Source organism: Pseudomonas fluorescens, assembly GCF_902497785.1.
GTDB lineage: Bacteria > Pseudomonadota > Gammaproteobacteria > Pseudomonadales > Pseudomonadaceae > Aquipseudomonas > Aquipseudomonas fluorescens_BO.
In genome coordinates, this window is the sequence record NZ_CABVHK010000020.1 from 139,175 (window position 1) to 152,208 (window position 13,034).

General features: G+C 57.8%; 3 protein-coding genes, 2 tRNA genes and 2 rRNA genes. All 7 read right to left on the reverse strand.

Annotated features, from left to right (window positions below; genetic code table 11):
• Positions 1–50: 50 nt before the first annotated feature.
• The 7 genes from recD to F8N62_RS26285 all read right to left on the reverse strand — a co-directional run bounded on the left by recD (position 51) and on the right by F8N62_RS26285 (position 13,027).
• Positions 51–2,156, reverse strand: coding sequence for an exodeoxyribonuclease V subunit alpha (gene recD / locus F8N62_RS26255; RefSeq protein ID WP_150713397.1), 2,106 nt, complete (start codon positions 2,154–2,156; stop codon positions 51–53).
• Positions 2,153–5,845 carry an exodeoxyribonuclease V subunit beta gene (gene recB, locus F8N62_RS26260; protein WP_150713398.1) on the reverse strand — a complete coding sequence of 1,231 codons (3,693 nt, stop codon included), beginning with the start codon at positions 5,843–5,845 and terminating at the stop codon, positions 2,153–2,155. Before recB ends, recD begins: the two co-directional genes overlap by 4 nt.
• Positions 5,842–9,294 (reverse strand): exodeoxyribonuclease V subunit gamma, encoded by a 3,453-nt coding sequence (recC, locus tag F8N62_RS26265; RefSeq protein ID WP_150713399.1) that lies wholly within the window; start codon positions 9,292–9,294, stop codon positions 5,842–5,844. The genes recB and recC overlap by 4 nt, the downstream gene beginning before the upstream one ends.
• 154 nt (positions 9,295–9,448) lie before the next feature.
• Positions 9,449–9,564 (reverse strand): 5S ribosomal RNA (rrf, locus tag F8N62_RS26270).
• A gap of 154 nt (positions 9,565–9,718) precedes the next feature.
• Positions 9,719–12,610, reverse strand: a 23S ribosomal RNA gene (locus F8N62_RS26275).
• A 236-nt stretch (positions 12,611–12,846) separates the two neighbouring features.
• Positions 12,847–12,922: transfer RNA gene (locus F8N62_RS26280), tRNA-Ala, on the reverse strand.
• 28 nt (positions 12,923–12,950) lie between these two features.
• Positions 12,951–13,027, reverse strand: a tRNA-Ile gene (locus F8N62_RS26285).
• Between the last annotated feature and the right edge of the window lie 7 nt (positions 13,028–13,034).

The following is a 13,034-nucleotide window of genomic DNA, read 5'->3' on the forward strand; positions in this document are numbered from 1 at the left end:
CACGCAACAGGGCACTTCGGACAGTTTCCGTCGTCTGGTGACGGCGCTTTTCAATCCCTCGGCTCGGCCGCTGCCTCCAGCTCCAGCATCAACCCGCTAAGGCGTTTGACCTTGCGCCGTACGGCCTCTTCGAATACCCCGCCACGAGGTTCGATCAGGGTGAACCAGTCTTTCGCCCGAGTAATGCCGGTATAGATCAACTCCTTGGTCAGGACGGGATTCAGCGCATCCGGCAAAATCAACGCCGTATGGGCAAACTCAGAGCCCTGGGATTTGTGCACGGTCATGGCGTACACGGTTTCGACATCATTCAGGCGGCTCGGCAGGACAAAGCGCACGCCGCCCTGGCCGTCGTTACGCGGGAAGGCAACACGCAACACTTGCTGGCCCCGCGTTCCATCGCGTTCCGGCAGCTTGAGGGCAATGCCGATGTCGCCGTTCATCAAACCCAGCCCGTAGTCGTTGCGGGTCATCAGCACCGGTCGGCCTTCGTACCACTGCTGATGGCTGTCGATCAACCGAGCCTTGAGCAGCGCATCAGTCACACGCTGATTCAACCCTTCCACGCCCCACGGCCCTTTGCGCACGGCGCACAGTAGCTGGAAGGCGTCGAAGGCTTGCAGCACTTCGCGCGCCCAATCTGTCCAGATGGAATCGTCGAGGCTGCTGTCGGGCGATGGTCGGCGGTTGCGCAGCAGGCTCAGGTAATGCCGATAGCCTTTGGGTCCTTCGCCATGGCCTTCGAGCAGCAAGCGTTCCAGCGCCCGGTCCCGCTCACCCTTGAGAGGCAGGGAAAACACATCGTCATGGTTTCGAGCGGCCAACAAATGGCGAGCTTCTTCAGGACGTTGCCGGTTGACCCATCGAGCCAGCTGACCAATGCCACTGCCCTCGCCGAATCGGCGGGAGTGACGCAGCATGACCACCTGCTGAGCCAGTGGATGAGCGCCGTGGGTGTCTTCCTGCAAACCGCTGATCCCGAGGGTTTCACCGCTGACTGTTTCCAGCCACTGCCGCGTCTGCGGGCTGTACCAGCCCGCCTCGGCATCCCGGCACAAATCACCCAGCACCGCACCAGCCTCCACCGATGCCAGTTGGTCCTTGTCGCCGAGCAGCACCAGCCGGGCATGGGCCGGCAGGGCGTCGAGCAGATTGGCCATCATCTCCAGGTCGATCATCGAGGCCTCATCCACCACCAGCACATCCAGCGGCAGGTGATTGCCCGCGTGATGTCGGAAATGCCGTGTGCCCGGACGGCTGCCGAGCAGACGGTGCACGGTGGTCACGTCTGACGGGATTTTCTCTCGCACAGCGTCAGCGACTTCCAGCGTCCGGACTTGCTGGCTGATGGACTCCGTCAATCGTGCGGCGGCCTTGCCGGTGGGGGCCGCAAGACGGATACGCAACGGTTTTCCAGCCTCCACGGCCGGCGCCTGAAGCAAGGCCAGCAAGCGCACGACCGTGGTGGTCTTGCCGGTCCCGGGACCGCCGGTGACGATGCTGAAGGCACTGCGCGTGGCCAACGCGCAGGCCAGTTTCTGCCAGTCGATCACCTCGCCGGGTTTGGCTGAACCGAACAGGCCGGTCAAGCGTTGCGGAAGATCACTCGGCGTGTTTTCGTGTTCTGCCAGGCGTTGGCGCAATGCGTTGTCGATGCGTCTTTCATAGGCCCAATAGCGGCGCAGATACAGGCGTTTGCCCGATAGCACCAATGGCCTTTGTTGCGCCGCCTCGCCATTGTCAGCCGCCAACGCGACCAGCCTGCTGGAGGCAAGCACCTTGCACCAGCGAGCGCCGTCCAGAGCCTCCAGCAACTGGGAAGGCAACAGCATCGCACCACTTTGCACATCGCCTTCCGGGGGCAATGACAACGCGAAGTCGGGCTCTTTCAGCGTTTCGAACAGATCGAGGCAGACATGACCGTGGCCCAGTTGATGACTGGTTAACGCCGCCGCCAGCAGCACCAGCGGATCATCGTCGGGAGCGAGTTCGTGCAGGAACGCAACGAAGGCTTTGTCCAGCGCTCGCAACCAGCCTCGCTCGACCCATCGAGTCAGCAACACCAGCAAATCTTCGGCGCGACTCAATGGCTGCAGGCTCGCCAGGCTTTCGGCCGCCAGTGGCGTGGGCAGCAAATCGGCGAAGGTGCGACTCATAGCAGTTCTCCCTGTTCCCACGCGGGCTCGGCCTTGGGTTCCGTTTTACCCTGAAACATCCGGTCAAGACGCTCGATCAGCTCTCTGGACGGGCGGGCAAAATACACACCCTGAGTGGGCGCGCGCGTGCCGCGCAAGAACAGATACAACGCACCTCCCATGTGCCGGTCGTAATCGTAATCGGCAAGTCGCGCCTTGAGTTGACGGTGCAATGCGAGCAGGTACAGCACGTATTGCAGGTCATAACGGTTGTCCAGAATCGACTGTTCCATGGCTTGCTCGGTGTACGCCATGTCATCGACACCCAGCCAGTTGGATTTGTAATCGGCGACGTAATACCGACCTTCGTGTTCGAACGTCAGGTCGATGAAGCCTTTGAACATGCCATTGAGCAGCACCGGTTCGGCCGCCACCCGGGCGACGCCGTCATGGGTGTATCGGCGGACGAGTTCATCGAGTTTGAGCACATCGACGTTGTGGCTGGCGAACCAGAATTCCATTTCGACGCGGTACTGGCTCAGTCCCTCGAGGATTACGGGAGCCTGTCCGGCACCGACAGGCAGCGGCGATTTGAGCAAGTGTTGCAGCCAGTCGCTCAGCGTAGTGATCCAGCCTTCCCAGCCTCGGCGGTTGCAGCGACGGGCAATCGCGTTTTCCACGACGTGCGGCGCCGCGCAAAAACTTTCGTTACCGGCCCACTCAAGCAAACCATGGAGAAACGTGCCGGGGTTCGGACCACGAGGAAATCGATGGATATCAGCACCACCGGCGACCACTTCTCGCGGCGCTTCGGGATCAAGGCGTTCGTCGTCAAACTGCTTTTGCGCTTGCGGGTTTTCCGGGGCTTCGTCACCACCCACGCTCAGGCTGTCGCCGATACGCAGGGCGCTGTAGGAAGCAATCCACCAGTTTTCGCTGGCCTTGCGTTTCGGGATCAGCGGAGCGAGCAACTTCGCCTCATTCTGCACAGGATGGTAATGCTCGGCGGTCGGTTCGGGCAGCTCACGGCAGTTCAGCGCCGGACAGTCCTGCTGCAAGTCTTCCAGCCAGCGCTTCAGACCTGATGACTCAGTCAAAGGCGCACCGCCACCCAGCAGATAACCCAACGCCGAGAGGTGCAACACCGAGCTGTTGTTATTGCCACGTTTGAGATCGGTTACACCTAGCCAGCAAGCATGCTGCGCCCGGGTCAGGGCCACATAAAGCAAACGCAGGTCTTCGGCCAGCCGTTCGTCATCAGCCAACGCGATCAACTCGGGGGTGGCCTTCAAGGTCACTTGTGCCTTGCCGGATTCATCGTGGTAATGCAACGGCAGACGGCTACCGTCCACTGGCTTCGCCGAACATACGAATGGCAGAAACACCAACGGATACTCCAGCCCCTTGGACTTGTGAATGGTCACGACCTTGACCAATTGCTCGTCACTCTCAAGTCGAAGAATCTGCTCTTCGCCCGCCTGACCGGACAGCGCCAGATGTTCGGACAAGTGCCGGATCAGCGCTTGTTCGCCATCGAGTTCAGCCGCTGCCTGCTGGAGCAATTCGGACAGGTGCAGCAGGTTGGTCAGTACCCGCTCGCCGTCACTGCGCGCGATCAACGCCTGAGGCAGCTCGAAGTCATGCAGCAAGCGTCGCAGCATGGGCAGCACGCCTTGCTTGCGCCATAGCTCGCGGTAACCCCGGAACTGCATGACCCGCGCTTCCCAGGCCAACTCGTCCTGATTCAAACGCTCGAGCTCTGACAGCGACAGGTTCAAGGTGATGCACGCCAACGCCGCGCGCAGCGGACGCTCGGCGTCTGGCTCGGCACAGGCTTTGAGCCAGGTGAGCAGGTCGTGTGCCTCCTGGGCAGCGAACACCGAGTCCTTGTCCGACAGATAAACGCTGCGCACGCCGCGGGCCGAGAGTTCGGCACGCACGGCTTGAGCTTCTTTGCCGTCACGCACCAGGATGGCGATGTCCGCAGGAAGCAAGCCGCGCCAATCCTTGCCCTCCTGTATGAAGCCCGCCTTTGCGTGTTGCCCGCCGTTCAGCAACGCGGTGATTTCACTGGCGCACGCGCCGGCCAATTGTTGCCGGTAAACCGCGCCGGACAACGGCTGATCGGCAGACAGGTGCCAGATATTCAGCGCGGGCACCACCTGCCCCTCAATGCTCAGTACTTCTTTGCGTCCTTGAGCGGCGACTGGCAGAAACGGCACGGGGTTTACCCCATTCTTTTCGCGAAACAGGAACGCGCCCCGCCCGGCCTCGCGCAATTCGGCGCGTTCGAAGACATGGTTTACCGCACCGACCATGCCATGGCTGGATCGGAAGTTGGTACCGAGTGTATGCAGCCGGCCAGCGGTGGCCTGACGGGCGCGCAGGTAGGTATAAATGTCGGCACCACGGAACGCATAGATCGCTTGCTTCGGATCGCCGATCAGGAACAGGCCGCATTCGGGGTTGTTGTCCTCGATGCGATAAATGCTCTCGAAGATCCGGTATTGCACCGGGTCGGTGTCCTGGAATTCGTCAATTAACGCCACGGGAAACTGTTCGCGGATCAGGGCCGCCAAACGTTCACCGCCGTCGGATTGCAACGCGGCATCAAGGCGCAACAGCATGTCATCAAACCCCATCTCCGCGCGGCGACGTTTTTCTTCCTCGAAACGTGCTCCTACCCACTGAGCGGCGTGCTGCAGAACCGCGGCATCGGGTGTCGGTAACCCATCAAGACAGGCTTTGAGGCCGGGCATTGCGTCCAGTCCCGGATGACTGGGGACGTCACCTTTTTTCCAGGCTTCAGCCATGCCATCGGGGGTCAGGCGTGTGAAGCCCGTCCCGATATCCAACTGCTCGAGTAATTCGTCTTCAGCCCAGGCTTTGATCTTTTCGAACCAGGGTTCGAAAAAGCGCGCCTGCATCTTGCGACCGTCGACGCTTTTGCTCGCGACCCCCTCATGACAAATCGCGAGCAGCTGGTCCGCCCACTCACGCCAGGGCATTTTCAGTTCAAGCAATGCCGCCCTTCGCTCCTGCAGACACTCGATGATCAGCGCTGCGGGTTCTTTACCTTTAACGCTGTCGCGCTCGCTGGCAAACAACCCACGCAGGCGCGGCAAGAGTGCGGCCGGGCCACCCCAGTTGCCGCGCACCCAATTCAGTGCGTCGCCTTGCATCGGGTAGCAAAACAAGCGCCAGTAATCGCGGAGAACCTCGCCCAGCAAATCGCTGTGATCGGTTTCCAGCGTCTGGGTAAACAGGCTGCCACTGTCGAAGGCATGCTCGCGCAGCATGCGCTGACACCAGCTGTGGATAGTCGAGACAGCCGCTTCGTCCATCCATTGTGCAGCGATGTCCAGACGGTTCGCGCACCCGACCCACTGCTCGGGGAGGTACTGCTCACGCAACACCTCAATCAGGGCATCCGGCGCCGTTATCTCGCTGCGGAAGAACCGGGCAGCCTCCGCCAGCCGGGTGCGGATACGTTCGCGCAGCTCTTTGGTGGCGGCGTCAGTAAACGTCACGACGAGGATTTGCGGTGGTAGCAGGTCACGTCCGAAACCACTCGCCTCCCCGCCGTGCCCCAGAACCAGGCGCAGGTACAACGCGGAAATCGTAAAGGTTTTTCCGGTCCCGGCACTGGCTTCGATCAGTTGACTGCCGCGCAGCGGGAACGCCAGGGCCAGCGGTGTTTTCGCGGTCATGAGCGGGCCTCCTCGGTGGTCAATGAGCGCCAAGGGGCTTCAAGCATCGGTTTATACATAGCGTTGCACCAGTCCGGGAACGTCTCGTCGGCGATCAACGCGTCGTAGTCGGCGAACTCTCGGGCGAGCGCCGGACTCTCACGGCGCTCACCGTCGGTGGTCATGCCGTCGCCTTCATAGGCTTTGCGAGCGGCAGCGTCTGCTTTGCCTGGGTCGGTTTGAGTGAGCCAGGCAAACGCGGTTTTCACTGCAATGGGCAGCGGCTGCCGCATGCCGGTTTTCCAGGCCATCAGCAAATCACTGAGCGTGCGGGTTGCGACATCTTTCTCTATCGGACCGAGTAACAGGCTGTCGTCACTGGCCACCAGCGCGGTGGTCATTGGCATACCACTGGCGCAGGCGACCAGATGATTGACCCAAGGTCGCGTCAGACGATGCCATTTGCGCGACTTGATCGAGCCAATGCTGTTGGGAATCGTGGTAATGGACAGCAACCCACCATCGGCGCGCTGATGCAAAGCGCTGAGCCAACCTTCCAGGTGCAATCCTTGCAGTTCGAGATTAATGGGCAGAGCGCTGCTGAGCGGAGTTGGCCACAACGCCAGAAGCTGTTGATAACGTTGCAGCAGGTCCGGCAATGGCTCGATCAGTTCTCGCTGAAGACATTCGCCGAAACCGGCCATGGGCAGTAGACCACTGTTTTGCAGGCGTCTGGCCTGCGCTTCCAGCACTTCATCCGCGTGCTCGAGCTGCCCCAAGGCAGCGCCGAGCAAACTGTCGCTGAGGCTATAGCGCTGCAGTGCATCGAGTACAAAAGGTTCTTCATCGGCCAGGGGCACTTCCGCCGCCTCGAAGAACACTTTGAGCCGCTGGCTGAAGAAATGCCGCACCGGGTTGCGCAAAAAGTCCTGGAGTTGGCCGAGGCTCAGCGGCTCTTCCTGAACGTAGGGAGAGAGGATGTCACCGTGGGTGGCCGATTCAACGGCCTGATGCAGCACCTGCCATTCGTTGGCGTAGCTGAACAGGTCATCGCCTTCATGGAAATAGCGCGCGCTGAACGGTTGCAGCGGGTGTTCCTGAGTCATCGCCTCAAGCAAGTCTTCATCGGCATTGAGCAAACGCCAGCCGCTTGCCAGATGGTCGCGCAACTGGCCAATCAGCACCGACGCCGGGCGCTCGCTGTTATCGCGAATGCTGCGACCGACCCAGCTTACATAGAGTTGGTCACGGGCCGACAGTAGCGCTTCCAGCAGAAGATAGCGGTCATCTTCGCGGCGTGACCGATCGCCGGGCCGGTAGTCGCTGCCCATCAAGTCGAAGTCCAGAGGCGGTTGTGCGCGCGGGTAATCGCCGTCATTCATGCCGAGCAGACAGACCAGTTTGAAGGGGATTGCCCGCATGGGCATCAAGGTGCAGAAGTTCACCGCCCCCGCCAGAAAGCGTTGGGACAAGCGACCTTGATCAAGTCCGGTGAGCCAGGCTTCACGCACCACGGTCAACGGCAACTCATCATGCAGGCCGACCGACTCACACGTCTCGAGCCAGGTTTCGCGCAGCTCCTCGAGCTGGGCCAGCAGATAGTCGTCATGCTCATTACTGGCCTGGAAAAACACCTGCATCAGCGCCTGCAAGCGCAGGCCCCATTGTTTGGGTGGAGTGGGTCGAGACAGCTCTTGATGCGCGACTTCCAGCGCATCCAGCAGTGCAACCAGAGGACCTATCAGCGCGGCATCCAGACCACCAATCTCGTCGTACGGTTCGATGCCTTCGCAGGCACTGCCGCTTCCCACGGCATACCCGAGCAGCATGCGCCGCAGGCCGAAACGCCAACTGTTTTGCTCCAGCTCCTGCGGCAAGCCCAACCCCGCCCGTTGCCCGGCGTTCATGCCCCAACGGATGCCGGCGCCTTCAATCCAGCGATGCAGAGTAGGGAGGTCACGTTCCGCCACACCGAAGCGAGCGCGTAGGGCGGGAACGTCCAGCAGGTCGAGAATTTCGCTGACGGGGAAGCGACTGTCAGGCAGCTTGAGCAGATGTTCGACAGCGATCAGCAATGGGTCACGACCACGCTGCCCCTGGTCTGCAAGCGTAAAGGGAATGAAGCGTTGGTCATTGCGTTCAAGCTGGCCAAATACTGCACGAATGTGCGGAGCGTAACTGTCAATGTCCGGGACCATCACGATAACGTCGCGTGGCCTCAAATCAGGATTGGCACTGAAGCGCGCGAGCAACTGATCGTGAAGGATCTCCACTTCACGCTGGGCGCTGTGGGCGATGTGAAAACGGATCGATTGATCCGTGCTGAGATCGACTGCCGGCCAGCGTTCACGAGTCTCGGTCAGAGGACGCAATTCAAGAATGTCGTCCTGCAATTGGTTGAGCAGGTTATGAGGCTGGCTGTCACTGAACAGGTCGATTCGCCCGTTAGAGAACGCCGAGCGGTAACTGTCGGGATCGTCATAGCTATCAAGCAGATTGATGTAGTCCCGCCCCTGCTTGCCCCATGCAGCCAATAGCGGATGGGCATGTTGATGCAGGGTTTGCGGATCGAGCACCACCGGCATGCCGCTCTTGCGAGCCTGACGCTTGTATTGATGCCGTAGCAGGTCTTTGTCGGCGACGATATCCGCCCAATGGTAGCGACAGGGGTTATGAACGCAGAGCAAGACCTGACTGAATCTGGCCAGCCCGGCGAGGGCCTCCAGCGCCTGAGCGGGGAGTGAAGATATTCCGAAAACGATCACCCGGGAAGGCAGCCCGACAGGGGCAATGTCGAGGTTATTGATCCGTTCGGTAAATCGTTGATGGACGCCGGCGCGGCTTTGCGCCATGCCCTTTTCACCCACGTCCAGCAGTAGCGCACGCCACAACTCGGCCTGCCAGCAATTTGCCGGGGTTAGGGGCTTCGCCTCACCTCTGCCGTTTCGTAATTGATGACGACCTTCCGCCCAGTCTTCGAGCCAGTCGGCTCGGTACACCTGATATTGGTCGAACAGGTCAGCGAGTCGCTCGGCCAGTTGATAGCGTTTGCGCAAATCGGTGTCATTCGTCAGGAAGCGATGCAGGGGTTCGAAGTGCGGCTGATCGATCAGCTGCGGAATCAGGCGCATCAGGCGCCAGGTCAGAGGGGCTTTATCGAGCAGCGATTTGGCCGGTATTTCATCTCGCCCAAGGACCAACCGGTAGAGTTGCCACATGAAGCTGCCTGGCAACTGCACGTCGATAGCTGCGGCAATACCGCAGCCACCCACGTCACCCTCTTCTGAATCCTCAGCCAGTGCGAGCTTGAGCCACTGAGCAATGCCGTTGCTCTGAACCAGCGCGATTTCATTTTCCAACGGAGCCAGCGGGTAGCGCCGCATTATGCTGATTACCAAGCTACGCAGCTCATTCAAACTGTTGCTTTGAACAACCATGAACGCAGCATTAAGGGACGTGGCATCCGGCATATAGGCTTCCTTGGAAATACAAAAGCTAGGGCGGAACCTTAGCATTGTCGGGAGACGGTGACAGCCGGGAGCTGTCCGATCATGCTGTACGAACTTTCCTGCGGACAAAACAAAACCCCTACCTGCATACGCAGATAGGGGTTTCGGAATTTAATCTTGACGATGACCTACTCTCACATGGGGAAACCCCACACTACCATCGGCGATGCATCGTTTCACTGCTGAGTTCGGGATGGGATCAGGTGGTTCCAATGCTCTATGGTCGTCAAGAAATTCGGTAGCCAGTTCGTGCTCTCTTGCGAGATCACGCTCCAGCGAATGGGTATGCGATAGATTTGTGTGTTGCTCTCGAACTTTCGGTTCATTGCGTCTTCACACACCGCAATCTGGCCTCTTTCGAGTTCACAGATTGCTTGGGTGTTATATGGTCAAGCCTCACGGGCAATTAGTATTGGTTAGCTCAACGCCTCACAGCGCTTACACACCCAACCTATCAACGTCGTAGTCTTCGACGGCCCTTCAGGGGACTCAAGGTCCCAGTGAGATCTCATCTTGAGGCTAGTTTCCCGCTTAGATGCTTTCAGCGGTTATCTATTCCGAACATAGCTACCCGGCAATGCCACTGGCGTGACAACCGGAACACCAGAGGTTCGTCCACTCCGGTCCTCTCGTACTAGGAGCAGCCCCTCTCAAATCTCAAACGTCCACGGCAGATAGGGACCGAACTGTCTCACGACGTTCTAAACCCAGCTCGCGTACCACTTTAAATGGCGAACAGCCATACCCTTGGGACCGGCTTCAGCCCCAGGATGTGATGAGCCGACATCGAGGTGCCAAACACCGCCGTCGATATGAACTCTTGGGCGGTATCAGCCTGTTATCCCCGGAGTACCTTTTATCCGTTGAGCGATGGCCCTTCCATACAGAACCACCGGATCACTAAGACCTACTTTCGTACCTGCTCGACGTGTCTGTCTCGCAGTCAAGCGCGCTTTTGCCTTTATACTCTACGACCGATTTCCGACCGGTCTGAGCGCACCTTCGTACTCCTCCGTTACTCTTTAGGAGGAGACCGCCCCAGTCAAACTACCCACCATACACTGTCCTCGATCCGGATAACGGACCTGAGTTAGAACCTCAAAGTTGCCAGGGTGGTATTTCAAGGTTGGCTCCACGCGAACTGGCGTCCACGCTTCAAAGCCTCCCACCTATCCTACACAAGCAAATTCAAAGTCCAGTGCAAAGCTATAGTAAAGGTTCACGGGGTCTTTCCGTCTAGCCGCGGATACACTGCATCTTCACAGCGATTTCAATTTCACTGAGTCTCGGGTGGAGACAGCGCCGCCATCGTTACGCCATTCGTGCAGGTCGGAACTTACCCGACAAGGAATTTCGCTACCTTAGGACCGTTATAGTTACGGCCGCCGTTTACCGGGGCTTCGATCAAGAGCTTCGCGTTAGCTAACCCCATCAATTAACCTTCCGGCACCGGGCAGGCGTCACACCCTATACGTCCACTTTCGTGTTTGCAGAGTGCTGTGTTTTTAATAAACAGTCGCAGCGGCCTGGTATCTTCGACCGGCATGAGCTTACGGAGCAAGTCCTTCACCCTCACCGGCGCACCTTCTCCCGAAGTTACGGTGCCATTTTGCCTAGTTCCTTCACCCGAGTTCTCTCAAGCGCCTTGGTATTCTCTACCCAACCACCTGTGTCGGTTTGGGGTACGGTTCCTGGTTACCTGAAGCTTAGAAGCTTTTCTTGGAAGCATGGCATCAACCACTTCGTGTTCTAAAAGAACACTCGTCATCAGCTCTCGGCCTTAGAATCCCGGATTTACCTAAGATTCCAGCCTACCACCTTAAACTTGGACAACCAACGCCAAGCTGGCCTAGCCTTCTCCGTCCCTCCATCGCAATAACCAGAAGTACAGGAATATTAACCTGTTTTCCATCGACTACGCTTTTCAGCCTCGCCTTAGGGACCGACTAACCCTGCGTCGATTAACGTTGCGCAGGAAACCTTGGTCTTTCGGCGTGGGTGTTTTTCACACCCATTGTCGTTACTCATGTCAGCATTCGCACTTCTGATACCTCCAGCAAGCTTCTCAACTCACCTTCACAGGCTTACAGAACGCTCCTCTACCGCATCACCTAAGTGATACCCGTAGCTTCGGTGTATGGTTTGAGCCCCGTTACATCTTCCGCGCAGGCCGACTCGACTAGTGAGCTATTACGCTTTCTTTAAAGGGTGGCTGCTTCTAAGCCAACCTCCTAGCTGTCTAAGCCTTCCCACATCGTTTCCCACTTAACCATAACTTTGGGACCTTAGCTGACGGTCTGGGTTGTTTCCCTTTTCACGACGGACGTTAGCACCCGCCGTGTGTCTCCCATGCTCGGCACTTGTAGGTATTCGGAGTTTGCATCGGTTTGGTAAGTCGGGATGACCCCCTAGCCGAAACAGTGCTCTACCCCCTACAGTGATACATGAGGCGCTACCTAAATAGCTTTCGAGGAGAACCAGCTATCTCCGAGCTTGATTAGCCTTTCACTCCGATCCACAGGTCATCCGCTAACTTTTCAACGGTAGTCGGTTCGGTCCTCCAGTTAGTGTTACCCAACCTTCAACCTGCCCATGGATAGATCGCCCGGTTTCGGGTCTATTCCCAGCGACTAGACGCCCTATTAAGACTCGCTTTCGCTACGCCTCCCCTATTCGGTTAAGCTCGCCACTGAAAATAAGTCGCTGACCCATTATACAAAAGGTACGCAGTCACCCAACAAAGTGGGCTCCCACTGCTTGTACGCATACGGTTTCAGGATCTATTTCACTCCCCTCTCCGGGGTTCTTTTCGCCTTTCCCTCACGGTACTAGTTCACTATCGGTCAGTCAGTAGTATTTAGCCTTGGAGGATGGTCCCCCCATATTCAGACAAAGTTTCTCGTGCTCCGTCCTACTCGATTTCATGACTAAGAGATTTTCGCGTACAGGGCTATCACCCACTATGGCCGTACTTTCCAGAGCGTTCCGCTAATCTCAAAGCCACTTAAGGGCTAGTCCCCGTTCGCTCGCCACTACTAAGGGAATCTCGGTTGATTTCTTTTCCTCAGGGTACTTAGATGTTTCAGTTCCCCTGGTTCGCTTCTTAAGCCTATGTATTCAGCTTAAGATACCTAACTTATGTTAGGTGGGTTCCCCCATTCAGACATCTCCGGATCAAAGTCTGTTTGCCGACTCCCCGAAGCTTTTCGCAGGCTACCACGTCTTTCATCGCCTCTGACTGCCAAGGCATCCACCGTATGCGCTTCTTCACTTGACCATATAACCCCAAGCAATCTGGTTATACTGTGAAGACGACATTCGCCGAAAATTCGCGATTAAACTCACAAATTTTACCTTAGCCTGATCCGTTACCAGTGAAAGTAACGTTCAGTCTATCTTTCTATCACATACCCAAATTTTTAAAGAACGAACTAGTCAAAGACTAGAAATCAACATTCACCATCACAACGATGGAATGCTCATTTCTAAGCTTTATACAATCAGAAGCAGTAGTGGTGGAGCCAAACGGGATCGAACCGTTGACCTCCTGCGTGCAAGGCAGGCGCTCTCCCAGCTGAGCTATGGCCCCGTATTGCTACAGGTTCCCACACAAAAATTGGTGGGTCTGGGCAGATTCGAACTGCCGACCTCACCCTTATCAGGGGTGCGCTCTAACCAACTGAGCTACAGACCCAATTTCG